This window comes from Nocardioides sp. (assembly GCF_036401255.1).
In the GTDB taxonomy this organism is placed as follows: Bacteria; Actinomycetota; Actinomycetes; order Propionibacteriales; family Nocardioidaceae; genus Nocardioides.
On record NZ_DASWVI010000481.1, the window covers coordinates 1 to 25056 of the forward strand.

General features: G+C 72.6%; 25 protein-coding genes. 17 read left to right on the forward strand and 8 right to left on the reverse strand.

Annotation, left to right across the window (positions count from 1 at the left end; genetic code table 11):
* Together VGD85_RS22115 and VGD85_RS22120 are read left to right on the forward strand one after the other, a co-directional pair.
* A partial coding sequence (locus tag VGD85_RS22115; protein WP_331065592.1) for an AAA family ATPase occupies positions 1–560 on the forward strand: 560 nt, incomplete at its 5' end.
* Positions 557–1387 carry an ECF transporter S component gene (locus VGD85_RS22120; RefSeq protein WP_331065593.1) on the forward strand — a complete coding sequence of 277 codons (831 nt, stop codon included), beginning with the start codon at positions 557–559 and terminating at the stop codon, positions 1385–1387. The genes VGD85_RS22115 and VGD85_RS22120, both read left to right, overlap by 4 nt.
* On the opposite strand, the gene VGD85_RS22125 is transcribed toward VGD85_RS22120, so the two are convergent.
* The 4 genes from VGD85_RS22125 to VGD85_RS22140 form a co-directional block, all read right to left on the reverse strand.
* Positions 1374–2537 carry a PQQ-dependent sugar dehydrogenase gene (locus tag VGD85_RS22125; protein WP_331065594.1) on the reverse strand — a complete coding sequence of 388 codons (1164 nt, stop codon included), beginning with the start codon at positions 2535–2537 and terminating at the stop codon, positions 1374–1376. The genes VGD85_RS22120 and VGD85_RS22125 overlap by 14 nt on opposite strands.
* A 1-nt stretch (position 2538) precedes the next feature.
* Positions 2539–3453 (reverse strand): alpha/beta hydrolase, encoded by a 915-nt coding sequence (locus VGD85_RS22130; RefSeq protein ID WP_331065595.1) that lies wholly within the window; start codon positions 3451–3453, stop codon positions 2539–2541.
* Between the two features lie 93 nt (positions 3454–3546).
* Positions 3547–3747: a hypothetical protein gene (locus VGD85_RS22135; protein WP_331065596.1), complete on the reverse strand. Its 201-nt coding sequence runs from the start codon at positions 3745–3747 to the stop codon at positions 3547–3549.
* Between the two features lie 117 nt (positions 3748–3864).
* Positions 3865–4743, reverse strand: coding sequence for an EamA family transporter (locus VGD85_RS22140; RefSeq protein ID WP_331065597.1), 879 nt, complete (start codon positions 4741–4743; stop codon positions 3865–3867).
* A gap of 76 nt (positions 4744–4819) precedes the next feature.
* Between VGD85_RS22140 and VGD85_RS22145 the strand changes: the two genes are divergently transcribed.
* Both VGD85_RS22145 and VGD85_RS22150 read left to right on the forward strand, forming a co-directional pair.
* On the forward strand, positions 4820–5908 hold the full coding sequence (locus VGD85_RS22145) for an exo-alpha-sialidase (RefSeq protein WP_331065598.1): 1089 nt from the start codon (positions 4820–4822) through the stop codon (positions 5906–5908).
* Positions 5909–6060: 152 nt separating this feature from the next.
* A complete protein-coding gene (locus tag VGD85_RS22150; RefSeq protein ID WP_331065599.1) occupies positions 6061–6636 on the forward strand; it encodes a hypothetical protein in 576 nt (191 codons plus the stop codon).
* Here VGD85_RS22150 and VGD85_RS22155 read toward each other — a convergent pair.
* Positions 6533–9109: a glycoside hydrolase family 65 protein gene (locus VGD85_RS22155; RefSeq protein ID WP_331065600.1), complete on the reverse strand. Its 2577-nt coding sequence runs from the start codon at positions 9107–9109 to the stop codon at positions 6533–6535. The genes VGD85_RS22150 and VGD85_RS22155 overlap by 104 nt on opposite strands.
* Entirely contained in the window at positions 9106–9846 is a 741-nt protein-coding gene (locus VGD85_RS22160) for a beta-phosphoglucomutase family hydrolase (protein WP_331065616.1), read from the reverse strand. Before VGD85_RS22160 ends, VGD85_RS22155 begins: the two co-directional genes overlap by 4 nt.
* 98 nt (positions 9847–9944) lie before the next feature.
* Here VGD85_RS22160 and VGD85_RS22165 point away from each other — a divergent pair, with 98 nt between their 5' ends.
* From VGD85_RS22165 to VGD85_RS22175, 3 genes are all read left to right on the forward strand, one after another.
* Entirely contained in the window at positions 9945–10712 is a 768-nt protein-coding gene (locus tag VGD85_RS22165; protein ID WP_331065601.1) for a class I SAM-dependent methyltransferase, read from the forward strand.
* Positions 10713–10788: 76 nt separating this feature from the next.
* Positions 10789–12483 carry a dihydroxy-acid dehydratase gene (gene ilvD, locus VGD85_RS22170; RefSeq protein WP_331065602.1) on the forward strand — a complete coding sequence of 565 codons (1695 nt, stop codon included), beginning with the start codon at positions 10789–10791 and terminating at the stop codon, positions 12481–12483.
* Positions 12483–13478 carry a hypothetical protein gene (locus tag VGD85_RS22175; protein ID WP_331065603.1) on the forward strand — a complete coding sequence of 332 codons (996 nt, stop codon included), beginning with the start codon at positions 12483–12485 and terminating at the stop codon, positions 13476–13478. The genes ilvD and VGD85_RS22175 overlap by 1 nt, the downstream gene beginning before the upstream one ends.
* Here VGD85_RS22175 and VGD85_RS22180 read toward each other — a convergent pair.
* Positions 13465–14352 carry an aldose 1-epimerase family protein gene (locus VGD85_RS22180; protein ID WP_331065604.1) on the reverse strand — a complete coding sequence of 296 codons (888 nt, stop codon included), beginning with the start codon at positions 14350–14352 and terminating at the stop codon, positions 13465–13467. The two genes, VGD85_RS22175 and VGD85_RS22180, sit on opposite strands and share 14 nt — an antisense overlap.
* A gap of 61 nt (positions 14353–14413) precedes the next feature.
* Here VGD85_RS22180 and xylB point away from each other — a divergent pair, with 61 nt between their 5' ends.
* Both xylB and VGD85_RS22190 read left to right on the forward strand, forming a co-directional pair.
* A complete protein-coding gene (gene xylB / locus VGD85_RS22185; protein WP_331065605.1) occupies positions 14414–15811 on the forward strand; it encodes a xylulokinase in 1398 nt (465 codons plus the stop codon).
* Positions 15808–17013 (forward strand): kynureninase, encoded by a 1206-nt coding sequence (locus VGD85_RS22190; protein ID WP_331065606.1) that lies wholly within the window; start codon positions 15808–15810, stop codon positions 17011–17013. The genes xylB and VGD85_RS22190 overlap by 4 nt, the downstream gene beginning before the upstream one ends.
* 4 nt (positions 17014–17017) lie before the next feature.
* Here VGD85_RS22190 and VGD85_RS22195 read toward each other — a convergent pair whose 3' ends face one another.
* The gene (locus tag VGD85_RS22195) at positions 17018–17368 is read right to left on the reverse strand and encodes a UBP-type zinc finger domain-containing protein (RefSeq protein ID WP_331065607.1); all 351 of its coding nucleotides are present in this window, start codon (positions 17366–17368) and stop codon (positions 17018–17020) included.
* A 34-nt stretch (positions 17369–17402) separates the two neighbouring features.
* On the opposite strand from VGD85_RS22195, the gene VGD85_RS22200 reads away from it, so the two are divergent.
* From VGD85_RS22200 to efeO, 8 genes are all read left to right on the forward strand, one after another.
* A complete protein-coding gene (locus VGD85_RS22200) occupies positions 17403–17819 on the forward strand; it encodes a VOC family protein (RefSeq protein WP_331065608.1) in 417 nt (138 codons plus the stop codon).
* Positions 17816–18493, forward strand: a complete 678-nt coding sequence (locus VGD85_RS22205; protein ID WP_331065609.1) for a VOC family protein — start codon at positions 17816–17818, stop codon at positions 18491–18493. The genes VGD85_RS22200 and VGD85_RS22205 overlap by 4 nt, the downstream gene beginning before the upstream one ends.
* A 234-nt stretch (positions 18494–18727) precedes the next feature.
* Entirely contained in the window at positions 18728–20485 is a 1758-nt protein-coding gene (locus tag VGD85_RS22210; protein ID WP_414690855.1) for an acetolactate synthase large subunit, read from the forward strand.
* Positions 20482–21027, forward strand: coding sequence for an acetolactate synthase small subunit (gene ilvN / locus VGD85_RS22215; RefSeq protein ID WP_331065611.1), 546 nt, complete (start codon positions 20482–20484; stop codon positions 21025–21027). Before VGD85_RS22210 ends, ilvN begins: the two co-directional genes overlap by 4 nt.
* A 38-nt stretch (positions 21028–21065) precedes the next feature.
* Positions 21066–22094: a ketol-acid reductoisomerase gene (ilvC, locus tag VGD85_RS22220; RefSeq protein WP_331065612.1), complete on the forward strand. Its 1029-nt coding sequence runs from the start codon at positions 21066–21068 to the stop codon at positions 22092–22094.
* A 67-nt stretch (positions 22095–22161) separates the two neighbouring features.
* Positions 22162–22866, forward strand: coding sequence for a DsbA family oxidoreductase (locus tag VGD85_RS22225; RefSeq protein ID WP_331065613.1), 705 nt, complete (start codon positions 22162–22164; stop codon positions 22864–22866).
* Between the two features lie 40 nt (positions 22867–22906).
* Positions 22907–23773: an iron uptake transporter permease EfeU gene (gene efeU / locus VGD85_RS22230; RefSeq protein WP_331065614.1), complete on the forward strand. Its 867-nt coding sequence runs from the start codon at positions 22907–22909 to the stop codon at positions 23771–23773.
* Positions 23774–23814: 41 nt separating this feature from the next.
* Positions 23815–24975 (forward strand): iron uptake system protein EfeO, encoded by a 1161-nt coding sequence (efeO, locus tag VGD85_RS22235; protein ID WP_331065615.1) that lies wholly within the window; start codon positions 23815–23817, stop codon positions 24973–24975.
* Positions 24976–25056: the final 81 nt, after the last annotated feature.

A 25056-nucleotide genomic window follows, 5' to 3' on the forward strand; every position in this document is an offset into this window, starting at 1 on the left:
CCGATCCGGCGCGCCTGGCCGCGGCCGACCGGCGGGCGCTGGTCGGGCTGGTGCCGCAGAACGCCGCCGACCTGCTCTACCTCGAGACCGTGGCCGAGGAGTGCGCCGCGGCCGACGGCGGCACCGGCGCGTGCCGCGAGCTGCTCGACGAGCTGGTGCCCGGCATCCCAGGTGACCAGCATCCGCGCGACCTCTCCGAGGGGCAGCGGCTGGCGCTGGTCCTCGCGCTCGTGCTGACCGCGCGCCCCCGGGTGCTGCTGCTCGACGAGCCGACCCGCGGCCTCGACTACGCGGCCAAGCAGGTGCTGGCCGGGGTGCTGCGCGGGCTGGCCGCCGACGGGCGCACCGTGCTCGTGGCGACCCACGACGTCGAGTTCGTCGCGCAGGTGGCCGACGACGTCGTGGTGCTCGCCGAGGGGGAGGTCGTCTCCTCGGGACCCGTACGCCGGGTGGTCGCCGAGTCGCCGTCGTTCGCGCCCCAGGTGACCAAGGTGCTCGGCTCGCCGTGGCTGCGTGTCGACGAGGTCGTGCGCTGCCTCGAGGAGGCGAGCGCCTCGTGACGGCCGGCGCCGTCTCGGCCGTCCGCGTCGCGCCCCGCTCGGCGGCGGTGCTGGCGGTCGCCTCGGCCGCGGGGCTGATGATGCTGTGCTGGCCGCTGCTGCTGCGCGTGCCCGAGGGCGCGCGGGTCGACCCGCCGTTCCTGTTCGTCGGGCTGCTGCCGGTGGTGCTCGCGGTGGTGCTCGCCGAGCTCAACGAGGGCGGTCTCGATCCACGGGTGCTCGCCGTGCTCGGGGTGCTGAGTGCGGTCAACTCGGTCCTGCGCGGCATCTCGCCGGGCACCGCCGGCGTCGAGCTGACGTTCTTCCTGCTGATCCTCGCGGGCCGCGTCTTCGGACCCGGCTTCGGCTTCGTGCTCGGCTGCACGTCGCTGTTCGCCTCGGCGCTGATGACGGCGGGCGTGGGGCCGTGGCTGCCCTACCAGATGATGTGCGCGGCCTGGGTCGGCATGGGTGCCGGGCTGCTGCCCCGGCGGCTCACCGGACGCGCCGAGATCGCCGCGCTCGCGGCGTACGGCGTGGCCTCGGCGTACCTGTTCGGCCTCCTGATGAACCTCTCGGGCTGGCCGTTCCTGACGGGCATCGAGGTGCCCGGCCACGAGGGCTCGCTGTCCTACGTCCCGGGCGCCCCGCTGCTGGACAACCTGCACACGTTCCTCGTCTACACGCTGCTGACCTCGACCGGCAGCTGGGACTCGATGCGCGCGATCACCAACGTGGTCGCGATCGTCGTGCTCGGTCCGGCGGTGCTGACCACGCTGCGCCGGGCGGCCCGCCGCGCGACGGTCACCGGCACGGTCGAGGGCCCGGTCACCGTCACGGCTCGATGAGCAGGATCCGGTCGTCCTCGGGGCCGGGGTCGCCGCGGCCGTCGCGGTTGCTGGTCGTCACCCACAACCGGCCCTCCGGCGTGACGACCACGGTGCGCATCCGGCCGTACTGGCCCACGAAGTAGTCGACCGGGTGGCTGGCGTGGTCTCCGTGCACATCGACCCGCCAGAGCCGCTCGCCGCGCAGCGAGGCCAGCCACAGGTGCCCGTCGAGGAACGCGAGGCCCGAGGGCGACGCGACGTCGGTCTCCCACACGACCTGCGGGTCGACGAGCCCCTTGCGGCCGCCGCGGCCCTCGACCATCGGCCACCCGTAGTTCTCGCCGGGCCGGATCAGGTTGAGCTCGTCGTAGGTCTGGTCGCCGAACTCCGAGGCCCACAGCCGGTCCGCGTCGTCGAACGCCAGGCCCTGGACGTTGCGGTGGCCGTAGGACCAGATGGGCGACCCGGGGAACGGGTTGCCGGGCGCGGGGGCGCCGTCGGCGGTGATCCGCAGGATCTTGCCCGCGAGCGTGCTCTTGTCCTGGGCGAGGTCGCCCTCGCCGGTCTCGCCGGTCGACGCGTAGAGGTAGCCGTCGGGCCCGAACGCGAGCCGACCCCCGTCGTGGATCCCGCCGACGGGGATGCCGTCGAGGATCACTCGCGGTGTCCCGAGCCGGCCGTGCTCGAGGCGGGCCGTCACGATCCGGTTGTCCGAGGCGGTGCTCAGGTAGAAGAACAGCGTCCGGTCGGTGCCGAAGTCGGGAGAGGCGGCGACGCCGAGCAGGCCCGCCTCGCCGCCGGTGTCGCCGTTGGACACGGCAGCCTCGATCAGGCCGACCTCGCGCACGTCGTACGACGGAGCCTTCAGCAGCAGCACCCGCCGGGTGTCGCGCTCGGTGACGACGGCGTCGCCGTTCGGCAGGAAGGCGACGCCCCAGGGCGCCGCGAGCCCGGTCGCGACCGTGCGGACGACCGTCGCGGGGCCGTCGTCGGGCGGCGGGGTGTTGTCGCCGGTCGGCTTGGACGCCTCGGTGCTCGGTGAGCCCGACTGGGGCGTGGCGGTGACCGTGTCACCGGGGCCACCATCGGGCTCGTCGTCGCCGCCGCATGCGGTCAGCAGCACGGCCGCGAGTGCGGTGGTGCCGGCGAGCGCTGCGGCGCGTCGCACGTCAGCCGACCCTCTCCAGGAACTCCAGCAGCAGGGCGTGCACCCGGTCGGGATGCTCCATCTGCACGAAGTGGCTGCCGCGCAGCTCGGTGTAGGTGGCGCCGTCGATGCGCTCGGCGGCGCTGGCCATGGCGTGCGTGCCGGCCAGTAGGTCGAACGTGCCGGCCACGAACGCGGCCGGCACCCCGATCCGGCTCAGCGGCACCCGCGGGTGCTGGGAGGTGTGCAGCGCGACATGGAAGTACCACTCCACCGGGGTCTCGAGGAACGCCGCGATCGCTCGGCGGGCGAGCTCGGGGTCGGCCACCGGGAACATGAACCCGCTGTGGCTGAGCACGTCGACGAGCCGCCGGCCGACGGGGATCCGGGTCGAGACCGGCGTGACGAGGTGCCCGCCGTACTTCAGGACGCGCGAGAGGTTCACCGCGATCGCCTTGGCCGCGAAGTGCGGGACCCGCAGCGGCCGCAGCATCGTCGAGAACGTGTCGCCCGGCACGCCCGCGACGGCGAACAGCCCGGTGACCCGCTCGGGGTGGCGTACGGCGATCTCGTACATGGTGTTCACGCCCATCGACCAGCCGATCAGCACCGCGCGGTCGATGCCGAAGTGGTCCATCACCGACAAGCCGTCCTCGGCGAACGCCTCGATGCCGACGTGCTCGGGGTCGGCGGGACGCTCGGAGCCGCCGGTGCCGCGGTGGTTCCAGGAGACGACCCGCACGCCGCAGTCGGGGTCGAGGAACGCGGGCCACGCCCACGCGCTGGTGCCGAGGCCGTTGCACAGCACCACGGTGGGCCCGGTCGACGTGTCGTCGGGGTCGTTGGTCCAGGCGCGCAGCCGGGTGCCGTCGTCGGAGCGCACCTCGTGGAACGCCAGGGTCGGTGCGGGCAGCTCGCGGGCCGGGGTCGCGGACATGGGCTCGATTGTGCCCGACCGGCCCGGTGGCGCCCGCCGTCGAGCCTGCCGGGCGGCCGGGAGAGGCCGCCGCCCGGCAGGCCCGGGGTGCGCCTAGCCGTGCGCAGCGTGGGCTGCGGGCAGCTCCGGCGCCGGCGCCTGGTGTCGAGACGCCAGGTACTCCTCGACCTCCTCCCGCTCCGCACGCCGTTGGGCGAGAGCGGTGGAGGCGACCATGGCGTTGCGGCGGGCGACGAGCTGTGAGTCGACCGGCCAGCGACGCGCCTTCTCGATCAGGTGTGTGGCGACGTACATCGTGGCTTCCCCTGACGCACTCCGAGTGGTGGTGCGCTCCACGCTAGGCAGCGGCCGATTCGCCCGCGTCAACGTCGTGTGACGGTTCCGTGAACTCCGGGCCGGACGCCGAGACGGTCAGTCGGGGGCCGGCGCGGCGGTCGGGGAGGAGCGGGTGGCGCCGACGGACGCGACGACCACGCACACCAGCGCGACCCACTGGGTGGCGCTGAGCAGCTCGCCGAGCACCACGATGCCGGCGAGAGCGGCGGCGGCCGGCTCGAGGCTCATCAGCACCGAGAACACCGAGGGTCGCAGCGACCGCAGCGCGACGAGCTCGCAGCTGTACGGCACCACCGAGCTGAGCAGGCCGACGGCGGCGCCGAGCGCGAGGATGCGCGGGTCGAGCAGGTCGGACCCGCCGGTGCCGATCGCGAACGGTGTGAGCAGGGCGGTCGCCACCACCGAGGCGAGCGCGAGCCCGTCGAAGCCCGGCCAGCGCCGCCCGGTCTGCGCGCTGAGCAGGATGTACGCCGCCCACATCGCCCCCGCGAGCAGCGCGAAGAGCACGCCGGCGAGCGTCAGGTCGCCGTCGCGCAGACCGAGCAGCGCGACCCCGATCGCCGCCAGCAGCACCCACACCAGGTCGCGGACGCGCCGCGACCCGACGACGGCCAGCGTGAGCGGCCCGATGAACTCCAGCGTCACCGCGATGCCGAGCGGGATCCGCGCGAACGACTGGTAGATCGCCCAGTTCATCACCCCGAGGCTGACGCCGAAGCCGAGCACGACCAGCCAGTCCGAGCCCGACCGGCCGCGCAGCGCCGGGCGGGCCAGCGCGACCAGCACCACCGCGCTGGTGACCAGCCGCAGCCACACGATCGTCGTCGGTGCGACCTCGTCGAAGAGGCTCTTGGCGATGCCGGCCCCGAACTGCACCGAGAGGATCCCGGTCAGCACGAGCCAGACCGGGGAGACGGGGGAGACCAGCCCGCGCGATGAGTTCGGGTCGGTCACCCGGTCAATCTAGAAGGTTGTCCCCGCCGGGGTGCACCCTGGGCTCACGAGGGGTCGCGAACAGGATGGAGTGACGATGGCTGATCGGACGCTGTTGATGGTCGGGACCCGCAAGGGCCTGTGGCTGGGCACCTCGGACGAGGCGCGCAGGGACTGGGAGTTCACCGGTCCGCACTGCAACATGGAGGAGGTCTACTCCTGCCTGGTCGACACCCGCAGCGACCCGCCCCGGCTGTTCGCGGGCGCATCGTCGAGTTGGCTGGGCCCGCAGGTCCGGCGTTCGGACGACCTCGGCGCGACCTGGGAGGAGACGCCGGGCGGCGCGATCCGCTTCCCCGAGGACACCGGCGCGAGCGTCGAACGGGTCTGGCAGCTGGTCCCCGGCGCCGAGGACGGTGTCGTGTACGCCGGCACCGAGCCGGGCGCGGTCTGGCGCTCGACCGACCGCGGCGAGACGTTCGAGCTCGAGCGCGGGTTGTGGGACCACCCGCACCGCACCGAGTGGGGCGCGGGCTTCGGCGGCCAGGCGTTCCACACCGTGCTGCCGCACCCGACCGACCCGCAGTCGGTCACGGTCGCGATCTCCACCGGTGGCGTCTACCAGACCAGCGACGGTGGCGCGTCCTGGGCGGCGCGCAACCAGGGCATCCGCGCCGAGTTCCTCCCCGAGGGCCAGCAGTACCCCGAGTTCGGCCAGTGCGTCCACAAGGTCGCCCGCCACCCCGACCGGCCCGAGCGGCTGTTCCTGCAGAACCACGGCGGCGTCTACCGCTCCGACGACCACGGCGCCAGCTGGACCTCGATCGCCGACGGGCTGCCCTCCGACTTCGGTTTCGCGATGGTCGTGCACCCGCACGAGCCCGACACCGTCTTCGTCTTCCCCAACGGCGCGGGCGAGGCCCGCTTCCCACCCGGTGGCAAGGCGCGCGTGTGGCGCTCCCGCGACGCCGGCGAGAGCTGGGAGGAGCTCGGCAACGGGCTGCCGGACAACTTCTACGTCGCGGTCATGCGCGACGCGATGGCGGTCGACGGCCACGACCGCACCGGCGTCTACTTCGGGGCACGCAACGGCGCCGTCTGGGGCTCGGCCGACGAAGGGGAGTCCTGGCGGCAGATCGTGTCCGACCTGCCCGACGTCATGGTGGTCCGGGCCGCCGCGTTCTGAACCTCACCGCCCACCTCCTACGATCTTCCCAAGGTCATGGGAGGAATGGTGGAAGCAGCGGAGCGTCGGACCCGCGTGTTCGCCGACCTCGCCGACCTCGCCGAGCTCTTCGAGACCGGCCGTCTCGGCCATCCCGTGGAGGTGGGCGTCTCGTGATCGCCGCCCCGCTCGCTGTGCTCGGATCCTGGGCGCCGCGTCGCTGGCTGACGGCCGCGGCTGCGGGCGCGGTCTTCGTCCTCGTCGTGGCCATCCCGACCGACCTCATCGACACCCCGGTGTTCGGCCGGGAGATCCCGCCGACCTGGTGGGCCTGGCCCTCGCTCGTGGTCTCCTCGGTGCTCGGCGGGCTCCTCGTCGCGACGTACGTCGCCGGGCCGGAGCAGGCGGACGCGCCCGCACCGCGCCGCGGCGGCTGGATCGGGGCGTCGCTGACCTACTTCGCCGTCGGCTGCCCGGTCTGCAACAAGCTGGTGCTCGTCGCGCTCGGCAGTGCCGGCGCGATCACCTGGTTCGAGCCCGTGCAGCCGGTCCTCCAGGTCCTCGCCGTGGCCCTGCTGGCCTGGGCGTTGCGCGCCAGGCTGATCGGCGAGTTGTCCTGTCCCGCCCCCGGACCCGACGTCCTGTCTACGGAGCCAGCGGCGGCGCGGGGTCGACGTACACCGGCAGCTCGCCGGTCGTCTCGACGTCGTCGGACGGAGGCTGGATCGGCTCCGGGACGCCCGCGGTGATCGTGCTGCCGTCGGCTCGGGTGCCGCCGATGATCGGGTGGTCGCCGAGGAGGCCGTCGATCCGGTCGCCCTGGTCGGGCAGCTCGACGACCAGCGGCGCGTCCTTGGTGACGACGTAGGCCGTGCCGCGGACGGTCAGCGGCACCTCCGGCTCGCCGGCCTCGACGATCGTGAACACGACCCGGTCCTGGGTGAGCTCGACCTGCACCCGCGAGCCGTGCCAGCAGATGCGGAACCTCAGCCCCGGCCAGGTCACCGGCAGCCGCGGGTCGAAGCTCAGCCGGCCGCCGTGGTCGCGCATCCCGCCGAACCCGAACACCAGCGCGTTCCAGACGCCACCGGCCGAGGCGATGTGCAGGCCGTCGACGGTGTTGCCGTGCAGGTTCATCAGGTCGACGTAGAGCGACTCGTGGAAGTAGTGCAGCGCGGCCTCGTGGTAGCCGACCTCCGCCGCGATCACCGACTGCACGACCGCCGAGAGCGTGGAGTCGCCGGTGGTGATCGGGTCGTAGTACTCGAAGTCGGCCCGCTTCTCCTCCAGCGAGAACCGGTCGCCCTGCAGCAGCAGCGCGAGCACCACGTCGGCCTGCTTGAGCACCTGGAACCGGTAGATCACCAGCGGGTGGTAGTGCAGCAGCAGCGGGCGGAGCTCGGCCGGCGTGCGGGAGAGGTCCCACACCTCGCGGTCGAGGAAGAAGTCGTCCTGCGGGTGGATGCCGAGGCCCTCGTCGTAGGGGATCGTCATGCCGTCCGCGCACCGACGCCACTCGGCGACCTCGTCGGGGTCCAGGTGCAGCCGGGCGGCGATGCGGACGTAGTCGTCGGGGTGCGACTCGCGGATCCACGCCACCGCCGCGACGGCCTGCTCGAGGTTGAACCGCGCCATCACGTTCGTGAACAGGTTGTTGTTGACGACCGTCGTGTACTCGTCGGGCCCGGTGACGCCGTGGATGTGGAACGTCGGCTCGCCGTTGCTGCGCCAGAAGCCCAGATCGGCCCACATCCGCGCGGTCTCCACGAGGATGTCGATGCCCTCGCGGATCAAGAAGCCCTCGTCGCCGGTGGCCCACACGTACTTCGTCAGCGCGTAGGCGATGTCGGCGTCGATGTGGACCTGCGCGGTGCCCGCGGCGTAGTACGCCGAGGCCTCCTCGCCGTTGATCGTGCGCCACGGGTACATCGCGCCGCTCTGCGCCATCTCACGGGCCCGCTCGCGTGCCGCGGGCAGCATCACCGAGCGGAAGTGCAGGGCGTTGCGGGCCACCTCGGGCATCGTGTAGCTGAGGAACGGCACCACGTAGATCTCGGTGTCCCAGAAGTAGTGGCCCTCGTAGCCCGATCCGGTCACGCCCTTGGCCGGCACGCCCAGCCCGTCGATGCGGCCGGTCGCCTGGGCGAGGCTGAACAGCGTGAAGCGCGTCGCCTGCTGCAGGGCGCGGTGCTCGGGTGCGTCGCCGACCAGCTCGATGTCGGCGGCCGCCCAGAAGTCGGCGTACCACGCCCGCTGGTCGGCCAGGTAGTGGTCGATGCCGTGCCGCCGGGCCCGGTCCAGGGTGCGGTCGCACCGGTCGGAGAGCTCCCGCACGGGCACCACCCGCGAGGTGTGGTAGGCGACGGTCTTCTGCAGCCGCATCGTGGTGCCGCGGGTCGCGTCGACGCGGATCACGGTCTTGGCCTGGTCGTCGGTGGCCCGGGGCAGCAGCTCGTGGTCGTCAGGTGTCTCGAGGACGTGGTCGGCGGCGACCGCGATGGTCATCCCCGAGTGCGCGCACTGGTAGCCGAGGCCCATGCGGTCGTCGGTCGCGTAGCTGAGCCGCGGGAGGAGCACCCGCTCGCCGAACGACGCGGCCCGGCGCGGGTCGACCACGTCCTCGGGCACGGCGTGCCGGGCGCGGTACTCGTCGAGCCCGTCTTGCCGGTTGAGGATCTGGGAGGAGATCACGACCGGGGCGTCGCCGCTGAGCATCTCGACCTCGAGGGTCATGACCGCCAGGTGCCGCTGGGACATCGACACCATCCGGGTGGAGTCGATGCGCACCCGCTTGCCCGACGGGGTGCGCCAGATCACGTGACGGCGCAGCATGCCGTCCCGGAAGTCGAGGCGGCGCTCGTAGTGCTCCAGGTCGGCGGTGCCGAACGTGAGCGGCTCGTCGTCGACGTAGATCTTCAGCACCATCGTGTCGGGAGCGTTGACGATGGTCTGGCCGGTGCGCGCGAACCCGAACGCCGACTCCGCGTGCCGGATCGGCCAGGTCTCGTGGAAGCCGTTGACGAACGTGCCGTGCGCGTACGCCGGGCGGCCCTCCTCGGAGTTGCCGCGCATGCCGAGGTAGCCGTTGGCGACCGAGAAGAGCGTCTCGGTCACCCCGAGGTCGACCGGGCTGTAGCCGGTCTCGACCAGGGCCCAGGGATCGACGGGGAACCGGCCCCGGTCCAGAGGGTCGGGGCCGACCTCGCGCGCGTGGGTCTTCATCGGGGGTGCCCCTCGTCGGGCACCAGCTCGGCCAGATCGGAGACGACGACGTCGGCGCCGGCGGCGCTCAGCGTCTGGCGTCCGGCGCCGCGGTCCACGCCCACGACGAGGCCGAAGCCGCCCGCGGCTCCCGCCTGCACCCCCGACACCGCATCCTCCAACACCACAGTCCGATCGGCACGTGCACCCAGCTCCTGAGCGGCGTGCAGGAACGTGTCGGGGGCGGGCTTGCCCGGCAGGTCGAGCCGGTGCGCGACCGTGCCGCTGACGACGGTGCGGAACCGGTCGGCGAGGCCCGCCGCCTCGAGCACCGCGGGCGCGTTGGCCGACGACGAGACCACCCCCAGAGGCAGGCGGAGCCGGGCGAGGTGGTCCAGCAATCGCACCGACCCCGGGTAGGCGACCACGCCGTCGCGGTCGAGGACGACGTTGAACGCGTCGTTCTTGCGGTTGCCGAGTCCGCAGACCGTGTCGGCGGTGCCCGGGTCGGCCGGGGTGCCCTCGGGCAGGGCGATGCCACGCGAGGACAGGAAGTCGCGGACGCCGTCGTACCTCGGCTTGCCGTCGACGTGGGCGAAGTAGTCGACCTCGGTGTACGGCGACGAGTCGCCGTCGCCCTCGTAGGAGGAGAGGAACGCGTTGAACATCTCCGACCAGGCGCGCATGTGGACCTCGGCGGTGGGGGTCACCACGCCGTCGAGGTCGAACAGCACGGCGTCGTACCTGCGCCAGCTCACCGAACTCACACCAGAAGGCTAGGGGCAACGGGGGAGGGATGGTGCCGAGCCCCCGGCGCGTCGCCGGGCGTCCTGCGTCACGGGGTTAGGCTGCCTCGGTGTCTCGGGCCCGCAACGCCCCGCGCTCCCCGTCGCCGATCGGCAGCCTGGCGCTCGACGGGGGCTTCTTCGACGACTACCCGGTCTTCTTCGAGACGAGCCGCACCTCGGCCGCACCGTGGCGGCTGAACCTGCGCTACGAGGCGATCTTCGCGGCCAACCGCGACGTCCTCGCCGGCGCCCGAGTGCTCGACATCGCCAGCCACGACGGGCGGTGGAGCCTGGCGGCGCTGCGCACCGGCGCGAGCCACGTCGTCGGCGTCGAGGCCCGGCCCGAGCTCGTGGAGCACGCGCGGCGCAACCTGGGCCGGTACGGCGTCGACGACGCGGCGTACCGCTTCGTGGCGGGCGACGTCTTCGACGTGCTGGCGCGGGACCGGATCGAGGCCGACGTCGTCCTCTGCCTGGGGTTCCTCTACCACACGCTGCGCTGGAACGAGCTGTTCGCGCGGATGCGCGCGACCGGTGCGGGCACGATCCTGGTCGACACCGAGGTGCACCAGCCGGACACCGGGCCGGTGGCGCACCTGCGGACCGAGCCGGTCGACCGGGAGAGCGCCGCGGTCGCCGACGAGGTGTCGTACGGCGACCGGGTGCTGGTCGGGCGCCCGACGCGGACCGCGCTCGCGCTGCTCGGTCGGGCCTACGGCTACCGGCTGACGGCCGAGGCGGACTGGCTGGGGCTGCTGCGCGACAACCCGGCCGCCACGGGCGTCCGCGGCTATCGCACCGGCCGCCGGGTCACGGTGCGCTTCGACGCGCGGTGACCCCGCGGTGACCGGTCGGCGTTCGGCCACTGAACCTGACGCCGCGAGCGCTGCGGGGACCAATACGCTGGGCGGCATGACCGAGTCCCAGTCCGCGCCCGACATCAAGCCCCGCTCCCGCGACGTCACCGACGGCCTCGAGAAGGCCGCCGCGCGAGGGATGCTGCGCGCGGTCGGCATGGGCGACGAGGACTTCGCGAAGCCGCAGATCGGGGTGGGCTCGAGCTGGAACGAGATCACCCCGTGCAACCTCTCGCTCGACCGGCTGGCGAAGGCCGTCAAGAACGGCGTGCACGCCGCGGGCGGCTACCCGCTGGAGTTCGGCACGATCTCGGTCTCCGACGGCATCTCCATGGGCCACGAGGGCATGCACTTCTCGCTGGTGTCCCGCGAGGTGATCGCCGACTCCGTCGAGACCGTGATGATGGCCGAGCGGCTCGACGGGTCGGTGCTGCTGGCCGGCTGCGACAAGTCGCTGCCGGGCATGATGATGGCCGCGGCCCGGCTCGACCTCGCCAGCGTGTTCCTGTACGCCGGCTCCACGATGCCCGGTCAGGTCGACGGCAACGACGTGACGATCATCGACGCCTTCGAGGCTGTCGGTGCCTGCCTGGCCGGCAAGATCACCCGCGACGAGGTCGACCGGATCGAGCGGGCGATCTGTCCGGGCGAGGGCGCCTGCGGTGGCATGTACACGGCGAACACGATGGCCTCGATCGCCGAGGCGATCGGCATGTCGCTCCCGGGCTCGGCGGCCCCGCCGGCCGTCGACCGGCGCCGCGACGGGTTCGCCCACCGCTCGGGCGAGGCCGTGGTCAACCTGCTGCGCCAGGGCATCACCGCGCGCCAGATCATGACCCGTGAGGCGTTCGAGAACGCGATCACCGTGGCGATGGCGCTCGGCGGCTCGACCAACGCCGTGCTGCACCTGCTCGCGATGGCGCGCGAGGCCGACGTCGACCTCACCATCGACGACTTCAACCGGATCGGCGACAAGGTGCCGCACCTGGGCGACCTCAAGCCGTTCGGCAAGTACGTGATGAACGACGTCGACAAGATCGGCGGCATCCCCGTGGTGATGAAGGCGCTGCTCGACGCGGGCCTCATGCACGGTGACGCGCTCACCGTGACCGGCAAGACGCTGGCGGAGAACCTCGAGGACCTCGCCCCGCCGGCCCTCGACGACGAGGTCATCCGCAGCCTCGACCGGCCCATCCACAAGACCGGTGGCCTCACGATCCTCAAGGGCTCGCTGGCTCCCGAGGGAGCCGTGGTCAAGACCGCGGGCTTCGACGACTCCGTGTTCACCGGCACCGCCCGCGTGTTCGACGGCGAGCGCGCCGCGATGGACGCCCTTGAGGCGGGCGAGATCGAGCCGGGCGACGTGGTCGTGATCCGCTACGAGGGGCCCAAGGGCGGTCCCGGCATGCGCGAGATGCTCGCGATCACCGGCGCGATCAAGGGCGCCGGGCTCGGCAAGGACGTGCTGCTGATCACCGACGGACGCTTCTCCGGCGGCACGACCGGCCTCTGCGTCGGGCACATCGCCCCCGAGGCCGTCGACGGCGGGCCGATCGCGTTCGTCCGCGACGGCGACCGGATCACCCTCGACGTCGCCAACCGCCTGCTCGAGGTCGCGATCGACGACGAGGCGGCGTGGGAGAGCCGCAAGACCGGGTGGCAGCCGAACCCGCCCAAGTACACCCGCGGGGTGCTCGGCAAGTACGCCAAGATCGTCCAGTCGGCGGCCCACGGGGCCATCACCGGCTGATGCGCGACGAGCGCGGGCCGGTCGTCCTCCTCGTCCTGCTCGCGATCGTCGCCGTGCTCGTGGTGGCCTGGGGAGTCGGCCAGGAGGACGCCCGGTCACTGGCCGGGCCGCGCTCGTCGGCGGTCGATCCGTCACCGTCGGGGCTCGACCCTGTCGCGACGCCCGCACCCACCCGCGACAGCGACCCCGAGGATCCACCCGCGGATCCAGCCGCCCTCCCTGGTGGCGGGACGAACGTGTTCGGCGGCAACCACTTCCTGGTCGCCTACTACGGCACCGGGCAGACCGCCTCGATGGGCGTGCTGGGGGAGAGCGACCCCGACACGATGGACCGCCGGCTGCGTCGGGCCGCCCGGCCGTTCGCCCGGCCCGGCCGTCCGGTGCGCCACGTCTACGAGCTGATCGCCACCGTCGCCGACGGCCACCCCGGCCCCGACGGCGACTACAGCCACGACATCCCGCGCTCGGTGGTCCGGACCTATCTCGACGCGGCCCACCGCCACGGTGCCCTGCTGCTGCTCGACCTGCAGCCCGGCCGCTCGGACTTCCTGGAGGTCGCCCGGCGCTGGGCGTGGGCGCTGCGCGACCCGTGGGTGGGCCTGGCGCTGGACCCCGAGTGGCGGATGGGACCGCGCCAGGTGCCGGCCCGCACCATCGGCCAGGTCCACGCGGCCGAGGTCAACCGGACCTCCGCCTGGCTGGCGCGCCTCACCCGCGAGGCGGGGCTCCCGGAGAAGCTCTTCGTCCTGCACCAGTTCCGAGCCGACATGGTCCTCGGCATCGGCGACGTGCACCGGCGCCCGGGGCTGGCCATGGTCCAGCACGTCGACGGCTTCGGGACCCGGCACCAGAAGCGCGCGACGTACGCCGCCGTCGCCCGGCCGCGGCGGTTCACGATGGGCTTCAAGCTGTTCTACGACGAGGACATCCGGCGGATGACTCCCCGCGACGTGCTCGCACTGCGACCGCGGGTGCGGCTCGTCAGCTTCCAGTGATCGTGAACGCCGCCCGGTGGGTCTCGCCGGGCTGCAGCACGACGAGGCCCACGCCGCTGCGGAACGCGTCGGGCGGGCACGTGGTCGGCTCGACGGCGAGCGAGCGACGCGACGGGGCGTGGGTGTCGGAGGTGAACACGTGCAGCCAGTCGAAGCCCTCGTGCAGCGTGAGCGTCGTCGTCGCGCCGTCGGGAGCGACGATCGAGGCCTGCGTGCCGACCAGCCCGCCGAACGGGTGGTCGATCACGGCGTCGCCGATCCTGCGGCCCTCGCGGAAGTCCCACGCCGTCCCGTCGACGGGCTCGGCCGGGCCGGCGAGGCCGCGCTCGTCCATCGGGCACCACGTCGACGCCGGCAGGGTGAGCGTCAGGTCGTCGACCGGGCCGTCGCCGAACGTGAAGTACGGGTGGTGGCCGGTGCCGTACGGCGCCGCCACGTCGCCGGCGTTGGTGGCCGCCATCGTGACCCGCAGGCCGGCGTCGGAGAGCTCGTAGTCGACGGCGAGGTCGAGCACGAACGGATAGCCGGTGGTCGGCACCAACGGCAGCGTCAGCGACGCCCGGGAGTCGTCGTGGTGCGAGACGGTCCACTCGACCCAGCCCGAGAGGCCGTGCAGCGCGTTGCGACGCTCGGGCTCGTTGAGCGGCAGCTGGTGGCGCGCGCCGCCGAACTCGTAGGCGCCGTCGCCGACCCGGTTGGGCCAGGGCATCAGCACCCAGCCGCGGTAGTCGCGACAGACCTCGCCGGTCGGCCAGCCGGCCAGCATCGGCCGGCCGTCGTGGGACAGCGACCGGAGGCCGGCGCCCACCGTGACGACCTCGGCCCGGTAGGGGCCGTGGGAGAGGACCAGGTTGTGACCGGACGGATCGCGCACGTCGGCAGCGTATTCCCCCCTGTGGCCACGCTCCCACCGACCCGAGGACTAACCTCTGCTCGTGCCACTCGTAGCGGGGGTCGACACCTCCACCCAGTCCTGCAAGGTCGTCGTCTGTGACGCGGAGAGCGGCGAGCTCGTCCGCAGTGGTGCGGCAGCGCACCCCGACGGGACCGAGGTCCATCCGGACGCGTGGTGGGCGGCCTTCCAGCAGGCCAGCGAGGCCGCCGGCGGCCTCGACGACGTCGAGGCGATCGCGGTCGGCGGCCAGCAGCACGGCATGGTCTGCCTCGACGAGCAGGGCGAGGTCGTGCGCCCCGCGCTGCTGTGGAACGACACCCGCTCCGCGCCGGCGGCCCACGACCTGATCGACGAGCTCGGCGGTCCGGCCGCGTGGGTCGAGGCGACCGGCCTGGTCCTCGTCGCGTCGTTCACCGTGACCAAGCTGCGCTGGCTCGCCCAGCACGAGCCGGAGAACGCTGCGCGTACGGCGGCGGTCTGCCTCCCGCACGACTGGCTGACCTGGAAGCTCTCCGGCGCCGCCTCGCTCGACACGCTGGTCACCGACCGCGGCGACGCGAGCGGCACCGGCTACTGGTCCCCGACGACGGGGGACTATCGCCGTGACCTGCTCGAGCTCGGCCTCGGCCACGACGCGATCCTGCCGCGGGTGCTCGGCCCTGCCGAGATCGCCGGCCGCACGCCCGCGGGCCGGCTGCTCGGCCCCGGCACCGGTGACAACGCCGCCAGCGCACTCGGCCTCGGCGCCGTCCCGGGCGACGTGATCGTGTCGATCGGCACCTCCGGTGTCGCGTGCGCGGTCGCCGACAAGCCGGTCGGTGACGTGACGGGCGCGGTCGCGGGCTTCGCCGACGCGACCGGCCGGTTCCTCCCCCTGGTCGCGACGATGAACGCCGCGCGCGTCCTCGCGTCGGCCGAGCGGATCCTCGGCGTCGACCACGACGAGTTCTCCGACCTCGCGCTCGCCGCGCCCGCAGGCTGCGGGGGAATGGTGCTGGTGCCCTACCTCGAGGGCGAGCGCACCCCCAACCGCCCCGACGCCACCGGGGCGCTCCACGGCATGCGCCTGGAGACCACCAACCCGGCGTACCTCGCGCGCGCCAGCGTCGAGGGCATGCTCTGCGGCCTGGCCGACGCGGTCGACGCCGTGCGCGCCCTCGGCACGCCGGTCGAGCGGATCATCCTGGTCGGCGGCGCCGCCCGGTCCCGCGCGGTCCGCGAGATCGCCTCGGCGGTCCTCGGGCTGCCGGTGAGCGTCCCGCAGCCGGGGGAGTACGTCGCCCGCGGCGCCGCCCGCCAGGCTGCCTGGGTGCTCTCGGGTGCGGCGGAGCCGCCGGAGTGGCCGCTCGCCGACGTCGTCGAGACCCACGTCGAGCCCACCCCGCAGGTGCGGGAGCGCTACGCCGAGGTCCGCGAGATGACCGCGAAGCGCCCGTGACCGACGACCCGGCGCGGCTCGACGCCGCCGACCCGTTGGCGGCGTACCGAGACCGTTTCGTGGGCGCCGCCCAGCCGCTGGTCTACTTCGACGGCAACTCGCTGGGCCGGCCGCTGGGTGTCACGGGACCGCGGCTGGCGCGGTTCGTCGAGGAGGAGTGGGGCGGCCGCCTGATCCGCGGCTGGGACGAGTCGTGGTTCGAGCTGCCGCTGACGCTCGGCGACGACCTGGGCCGGATCGTGCTCGGCGCCGCGCCCGGCCAGACGGTCGTCGGCGACTCGACGACGGTGCTGCTCTACAAGGCGATGCGTGCGGCGGTGGCGGCGCGGCCGGGGCGCGCCGAGATCGTGATCGACCGGGACAACTTCCCGACCGACCGCTACGTCGCGGCCGGGATCGCGCGGGAGTGCGGGCTGACGCTGCGCTGGATCGACGTCGACCTCGACGCCGGCGTCACGGCCGCGCAGCTCGAGGCCGCGGTCGGCCCGGACACCGCGCTCGTGGTGCTCTCGCACGTGGCCTACCGCTCCGCCTGGCTGGCCGACCTTCCCGAGCTGACCCGGATCGCCCAGGATGCCGGGGCACTGGTGCTCTGGGACCTGTGCCACTCCGCCGGGTCGGTCCCGATCGACCTCGACGCGGCCGGGGTGGACCTCGCCGTCGGGTGCACGTACAAGTATCTCAACGGCGGGCCCGGATCCCCGGCGTTCGCCTACGTCGCGCAGCGGCACCTCGGCGAGCTGACGCAGCCGATCCAGGGCTGGATGGGCGCGATGGACCCGTTCCTGATGGGACCGACCTACGCCCCGGCGGCCGGGATCCGGCGGCTGCTGTCCGGCACCCCGCCTATCGTCGGGATGCTGGCGATGCAGGACATGCTCGCGCTCATCGACGAGGCCGGCATGGACGCGGTGCGCGCGAAGTCGGTGGCGCTCACGTCGTACGCCGTCGACGTCGCCGACGAGCTGCTCGCGCCGCTCGGGGTCGTGCTCGCCTCGCCGCGCGACCCGGCGCTTCGCGGCGGCCACGTGACGCTCAACCACCCGCGGATGCGCGAGGCGACCGCGGCCCTGTGGGAGCGCGACGTGATCCCCGACTACCGCGACCCCGACGGGCTGCGCATCGGGCTGTCGCCGCTGTCGACGTCGTTCGCGGAGGTCCGGGCCGGGCTCGAGGCCGTCCGCGAGGTGCTCGAGTCCTGAGCGCTCACCTGTGGATGTGCTCGCGCCAGTCGGCGGGCACCCGACCGCCGGGGCCCGGCGCCTCCTGGTCGTCGGGGTGCGCCTGCGGGTCAGCGAGCGCCGGGCCGGCGAAGCCCTGCTCGGTGGTGTAGTCCCAGAACCAGTCCTCGCCCGGCTCGAAGCTCTGGATCACCGGATGGCCGGTCGTCCGGAAGTGCGCGGTGGCGTGCTGCCCGGGGGAGGTGTCGCAGCACCCGACGTGGCCGCACTGCGCGCATCGCCGCAGGTGCACCCACCAGCCGCCCGCGGCCTCGCACTCGACGCACCCGGTCCCGCTGGGCGCCACCGCCGGATCGATCCCCGCGCGCTCGGTCATGTCCCGACGGTAGTTGATGTGCCAAGGTGGCCGGATGGACCAGAGGATCAGCTTCGTGACGCTGGCCGTGCGCGACCTCGAGGCCAGCCGAGCGTTCTACGTCGACGGGCTCGGCTGGACGGCTGCACTCGACGTCCCCGGTGAGGTGCTGATGATCCAGGTGGGCGAGCACGTCCTGCTCTCGCTGTGGGCCGAGACCGCCTTCGAGGCCGAGGTCGGTCCGATCGCCCGCGGCGCGGGCGTCGCGCCGATCACCTTGGCCCACAACGTCCCCACGCGCGCCGAGGTCGATGCGGTGCTCGCGACCGCGAGGGCGGCCGGCGCCGACCCGGTGCACGACGCGGTCGAGCGCGACTGGGGCGGCTACACCGGATACTTCGGCGACCCCGACGGCTACCGCTGGGAGATCGCCTTCAATCCCGGACCGATCGGACAGGTGGTGCTCCCGTGACCGACCACGACGACAGGACCGTGCTGACCTACGACCAGGTCAAGGAGGCCGGGCTCGGCGACTGGCGCTGGCTCGTCCAGGCGCTCCATGCCCGGTTCGCGACCGGCGACTTCGCCACCGGACTGAGGCTCGCCGGCGCGATCGGCGCGGCCGCCGAGGAGGCGGGCCACCATCCCGACCTCGACCTGCGCTACCCCTTCCTCGCCGTCCGGCTGGTGAGCCACGACGTGGGCGGCGTGACCGACCGCGACCTGCGCCTGGCCCGGCGGATCAGCGAGATCGCCGCCGCGCAGGGAGTGCCGGCCGCGCCGGCCGAGGTCCAGGCGCTCGAGCTCGCGCTCGACACCGCCGACCACGCCGCCGTGCTGCCGTTCTGGCAGGCGCTGCTGGGCTACGCCGACAGCCCGCTCTACCCGGGGCGGGAGATCTTCGACGCCGACGGCCGGTTGCCGACCGTGTGGACCCAGTCGACCGAGCCGCACGAGACACCGCGCCAGCGCTGGCACCTGGACGTGGTCGTGCCGATCGAGGAGGCCCAGGCACGCATCGACGCGGCGCTCGCCGCCGGGGGCGTCCTGGTGAGCGCCGACGCGGCGCCCGCGTTCTGGGTGCTCGCCGACCCCGAGGGCAACAAGGCGTGCGTGTGCACCCCCGAGGGGCGCTCCGGGGAGTGAGACCGCCGTCCCGGATGCTGGGACGCGTGTCACACTCGGGTGCGGGCGGGAGGCCCGTGCGGCTACGGTTGCCCCATGCGCATGGACATCCTTGTACGCACGCGACGTGTGAGCTGAGTCGACACCGACCACAGCGCGCACGTCACCCCTCGCCGCCCACCCGGGCCGAGGGGTTTTTTGTTGGGCAGGGCACGGCAGGCAACGGGACAGGAAGCCCAGAAGAGGTACACAGTGATGAGCGAGCAGGTCACAGGCGCACAGAGCCTGGTCAGGTCGCTGGAGGCAGCAGGGGTCGAGCACATCTTCGGCATCCCGGGCGGAGCGATCCTCCCGGCGTACGACCCGCTGATGGACTCCTCGATCCGGCACATCCTGGTCCGGCACGAGCAGGGCGCGGGCCACGCGGCCCAGGGGTACGCCGCCGCCACGGGCCGGGTCGGCGTGTGCATGGCGACCTCGGGCCCGGGCGCGACCAACCTCGTCACGCCGCTCGCCGACGCCCACCTGGACTCGGTGCCGATCGTCGCGGTGACCGGCCAGGTCGGCGCCGCCCAGATCGGCACGGACGCCTTCCAGGAGGCCGACATCCGCGGCATCACGATGCCGGTCACCAAGCACAACTTCCTGGTCACCGACCCCGCCGAGATCCCGCGCACCATCGCCGAGGCGTTCCACATCGCCGCGACCGGCCGGCCCGGCCCGGTGCTCGTCGACGTCGCCAAGTCCGCGCTCCAGGCGATGACCGACTTCGCCTGGCCCACCGAGCTCGCCCTCCCCGGCTACCGCCCGGTGACCCGGCCGCACTCCAAGCAGATCCGGGAGGCGGCCAGGCTGATCCTCGAGTCGCGGCGCCCGGTGCTCTACGTCGGCGGCGGCACGATCCGCGCCGGCGCCGCCCAGGAGCTGCGGGTGCTCGCGGAGCTCACCGGCATCCCGGTGGTCACCACGCTGATGGCGCGCGGGGCCTTCCCCGACAGCCACCCGCAGCACCTCGGCATGCCCGGCATGCACGGCACGGTCGCGGCCGTCGCCGGGCTCCAGCGCAGCGACCTGATCATCAGCCTCGGCGCCCGCTTCGACGACCGGGTCACCGGCAAGCTCGACTCGTTCGCGCCCGGCGCGCGCGTCATCCACGCCGACATCGACCCGGCCGAGATCGGCAAGAACCGCGCCGTCGACGTCCCGATCGTCGGCGACTGCCGCGAGGTCATCAGCGATCTCGTCGTGGCCCTCAAGGCCGAGGCCGACGCCGGTCACACCGGCGACTACGAGTCCTGGGTGGACTTCCTCGCCGGGGTGAAGAAGAAGTACCCGCTCGGGTACGACGCGCCCTCCGACGGCGGGCTCGCGCCGCAGTACGTGCTCGAGCGACTCGGTGCGATCGCAGGCCCGGAGGCCATCTACTGCGCCGGGGTCGGTCAGCACCAGATGTGGGCGGCGCACTTCGTCGGCTACGAGAACCCGCGCACCTGGATCAACTCCGGCGGCCTGGGCACCATGGGCTTCTCGGTGCCCGCCGCGATGGGCGCCAAGGTCGGCCGCCCGGACGCGACCGTGTGGTCGATCGACGGCGACGGCTGCTTCCAGATGACCAACCAGGAGCTCGCGACCTGCGCGATCAACGACATCCCGATCAAGGTCGCGATCATCAACAACGAGTCGCTCGGCATGGTGCGGCAGTGGCAGACGCTGTTCTACAACGAGCGCTACTCCAACACCGACCTGCACTCCAAGCGGATCCCCGACTTCGTCAAGCTGGCCGACGCCTACGGCTGTGTCGGCCTGGCGTGCGAGAGCCCCGACGACGTGGACGCCACCATCCAGAAGGCCATGGAGATCAACGACCTGCCGGTCGTGGTGGACTTCCGGGTGCACCGCGACGCGATGGTGTGGCCGATGGTCGCCGCCGGCACCAGCAACGACGAGATCAAGTACGCCCGCGACCTGGCCCCGAAGTTCGACGACGACGCAGACCTGGAGCTCCGGCCATGACGACCCCCCGCCACACCCTGTCCGTCCTGGTCGAGAACAAGCCCGGCGTGCTCGCCCGGATCGCCGGCCTGTTCAGCCGCCGCGGCTTCAACATCGACTCGCTCGCGGTCGGTCCCACGGAGCACCCCGAGGTGTCCCGGATGACCATCGTGGTCAACGTCGAGGACTCCCCGCTCGAGCAGGTCACCAAGCAGCTGAACAAGCTCGTCGAGGTGATCAAGATCGTCGAGCTCGACGGCGCGGCCTCGGTCAACCGCGAGCTCCTGCTGGTCAAGGTCAAGGCCGATGTCGAGACCCGCGGCCAGGTCCTCGACGCCGTCCAGCTGTTCCGTGCCAAGGTCGTCGACGTGGCCCCGGACGCGATCACGATCCAGGCGGTCGGCAACGCCGACAAGCTCTCGGACCTGCTGAAGGTGCTCGAGCCGTTCGGCATCCGCGAGCTCGTCCAGTCCGGCATGGTCGCGATCGGTCGCGGCTCCCGCTCCATCTCCGAGCGCAACCTGCGCCCGGTCACCATCCCCGCCCCGCCCGCTGCGGGCTGAACCACCCCAACCAGCACCAATCAGAAGGAGAAGCCCCCGTGGCTGAGATGTTCTACGACGACGACGCCGACCTGTCCCTGATCCAGGGCAAGAACGTGGCGGTCATCGGCTACGGCAGCCAGGGCCACGCCCACGCGCTGTCGCTGCGCGACTCGGGCGTCGACGTCCGGGTCGGCCTGCAGCCGGACTCCAAGAGCCGCGCCAAGGCCGAGGCCGAGGGGCTGCGCGTCCTCACCCCGGCGGAGGCCGCCGAGGAGGCCGACGTGATCGTGATCCTCGCCCCCGACCAGCACCAGCGCAAGCTGTACGCCGAGGAGATCGAGCCCAACATCGCCGCCGGCGACACGCTGGTCTTCGGCCACGGGTTCAACATCCGCTTCGGCTACATCACCCCGCCCGAGGGCGTGAACGTGTTCATGGTCGCCCCCAAGGGCCCGGGCCACCTGGTGCGCCGCGAGTACGTCGACGGCCGGGGCGTCCCGGTCCTCGTCGCGGTCGAGAAGGACCCCGCCGGCACCACCTGGGACCTCGCGCTGTCCTATGCCAAGGCCATCGGCGGCCTGCGCGCCGGCGGCATCAAGACGACGTTCACCGAGGAGACCGAGACCGACCTGTTCGGCGAGCAGGCCGTGCTCTGCGGCGGTGCCTCGCAGCTGGTCATGTACGGCTTCGAGGTCCTCACCGAGGCGGGCTACCAGCCCGAGGTCGCCTACTTCGAGTGCCTCCACGAGCTCAAGCTGATCGTCGACCTCATGTACGAGGGCGGCATCGCCAAGCAGCGCTGGTCGGTCTCCGACACCGCGGAGTACGGCGACTACGTCTCCGGCCCGCGGGTCATCGACGAGCACGTCAAGGAAAACATGAAGGCCGTGCTCGCGGACATCAAGAACGGCTCGTTCGCCAAGCGCTTCATCGACGACCAGGACGCCGGCTCCCCGGAGTTCAAGGCGCTGCGCGCCAAGGGCGAGCAGCACCCCATCGAGCAGACCGGCCGCGAGCTGCGCAAGCTGATGGCCTGGGTCAAGTCCCACGACTCCGACTACACCGAGGGCACCGCCACCCGCTGATCCCTGCGATCCAGAGGCTTCGAGGCCGGCGCGGAATGCGCCGGCCTCGTTGCCTGTTCAACCAATCATGCGCATCGAGATCTGGAGCGACGTCGTCTGCCCGTGGTGCTACGTGGGCAAGCGGCGCCTGGAGTCCGCCCTGGCCGGCTTCGAGCACGCCGACGACGTCGAGGTGGTCTACCGGTCCTTCGAGCTCGACCCCAGCGCGCCCAGGCACGGTGAGGAGCTGAGCACCGGTGTCCTCGCGCGCAAGTACGGTCGCAGCGAGGACGAGATGCGCGACATGCAGCAGCAGCTCATCGAGCTCGCGGCGCAAGACGGCCTCGACTTCAAGCTCTTCGAGACCGTCCACACCAACACCGTCGACGCCCACCGTGTGCTGCACCTCGCGCTCGAGACCGGGGGGGCGCTCCAGCGCGACCTGAAGGAGGCGCTGCTCGCGGCGTACTTCACCCACGCGCGCAACGTCGGTGACCACGATGTCCTCACCGAGGTCGCCGTCGCGACCGGGCTCGACGAGACCCGGGTGCGCGAGGTGCTCGCCGGCACCGACTACGCTGAGGCGGTCGCGGCCGACATCGCCCAGGCCCGCGCGTACGGCGCGACGGGCGTGCCGTTCTTCGTCGTCGACCGCAGGTACGGCGTCTCCGGCGCCCAGCCGGCCGCGGTGTTCAGCCAGCTCCTCGAGCAGGCCTGGAGCGAGTCCCACCCCGCGCTGCAGACCGTCGGCGGCGACGCCGAGGCATGCGGCCCGGACGGCTGCGCCATCTGAGGTTAGGCAAACCTAAGCAATAGGCGTACGATCGGGTCCCGTGTTCGCGAACTACCTGATCGGCCTGCGTGAGGGCCTCGAGGCGGCGCTGGTCGTCAGCATCCTCGTCGCCTACCTGGTCAAGTCCGAGCGCCGCGAGCTGCTGGCGCGGATCTGGGCGGGGGTCGCCCTCGCCGTCGGCGTCTCCCTGGCGTTCGGCTTCGCCCTGTTCTACGGCCCGCGGGGGCTCACCTTCGAGGCCCAGGAGGCCATCGGCGGCACCCTCTCGATCCTCGCCGTCGGGCTGGTCACCTGGATGATCTTCTGGATGGCCACGGCCGCCCGCACGCTCAGCGGCGAGCTGCGCGGTCAGATCGACAGGGCCGCCGAGGGCAGCTGGTTCGCCCTGGTGCTCGTCGCGGTCCTGGCCGTGGGCCGCGAGGGCCTCGAGACGGCGCTGTTCCTCTGGTCGGCGACCGAGGCCGTCACCCGCGACAGCGACGCGACCTGGCAGCCGCTGCTCGGCGCCGGCCTCGGCATCGCGACCGCCGCGGCCGTGGGCTACCTGCTCTACCGCGGCGCGATCACGATCAACCTCAGCAGGTTCTTCGCCTGGACCGGCGGCTTCTTGATCATCGTGGCGGCCGGCGTCTTGGCCTACGGCGTCCACGACCTCCAGGAGGCCGGCATCCTCCCCGGCCTCAACACGCTCGCGTGGGACGTCTCCGACGTGATCGAGCCCTCGACGTGGTACGCCGCGCTCCTCAAGGGCGTCTTCAACTTCTCCCCGGCGACCACCGTGCTGGAGGCCGTCGTGTGGGTGCTGTACGCCGTCCCCACGATGACCCTGTTCGTCCGCGGCGTGCGCCGCCGCAGCGCCGCGCCCGCGCGGCCGGCGGCGCAGCCCGCCGCACCCGTCGGTCACTGACCCGCCCGCCCTGACCCACTGAAGAAGGACCTCCACCCACCATGCGCAAGCCCCTGCTCGTGGCGCTCCTGGCCGCCCTGCCGCTGTTCGCCGCGTGCACCCAGAACACCGACGGCTCCCAGGCGTCCGACGCCGGAGGCGAGCGGACGATCACGGTGACCTCGACCGACGACGGGTGCGACCTGTCCGCCACCGAGGCGCCCTCGGGCACGCTGACCTTCCGGGTCGCCAACGACGGCTCGGCCGTCACCGAGTTCTACCTGCTCGGCGAGGACGGCCAGCGCATCGTCGGCGAGGTCGAGAACATCGGCCCGGACCTCTCGCGCGAGCTCGTCGTCAGCGCCCCGGCCGGCCGCTACGTCACCGCGTGCAAGCCCGGCATGAAGGGAGAGGGCATCCGCGGCGACTTCACCGTCACCACGTCCGACCAGGAGCCCACGGCCGCCACCGACGACGCCGCCGTCGACCAGGCGCTGGCGAGCTACGAGGACTACATCCACGAGCAGACCGAGCAGCTGGTCGACAAGACCCGGCAGTTCGTGGACCTCTACACGTCCGGCGACGACGACGCGGCCCGGGCGCTCTACCCAGAGGCCCGCACCCACTGGGAGCGGATCGAGACCGTCGCGGAGTCGTTCGGCGACCTCGACCCCAAGATGGACGCGCGCGAGGCCGACCTCGAACCCGGCCAGAAGTGGACCGGCTGGCACCGCATCGAGAAGGACCTGTGGCCGCCGGCGAGTGGCTACCGGCCGCTGACCGACCAGCAGCGCACGACGTACGCCGACGACCTGATGGCCAACACCGAGACCCTCGAGGGACGCATCGAGAAGCTCGGCTTCACCATCGACCAGGTCGCCAACGGCTCCCGCGGCCTGCTCGAGGAGGTCGCGACCGGCAAGGTGACCGGCGAGGAGGAGATCTGGTCGCACACCGACCTGTGGGACTTCCAGGCCAACGTCGACGGCGCCCGGGTGGCGTTCGAGGGCCTCGAGCCGATCGTCGAGCAGAACGACCCCGAGCTCGCCGACGCCCTCGAGACCCGGTTCGCCGAGCTGCAGAAGCTGCTCGACGCCCAGCGCGAGGGCGACGGGTTCGTGTCCTACGACCGGCTCACGCAGGACGAGGTCAAGGAGCTCTCGCACGCGGTCAACGCGCTGTCCGAGCCGCTGTCGAGGCTGACCGCGGCGGTGCTGGGTTGATGGGGCTCGGGTAAGCGTGAAGGTCAGCAGGCGAGGGCTCCTCGGCGGTGGCGCGGCCGTCGCCGGGGTGGCTGGTGCGTT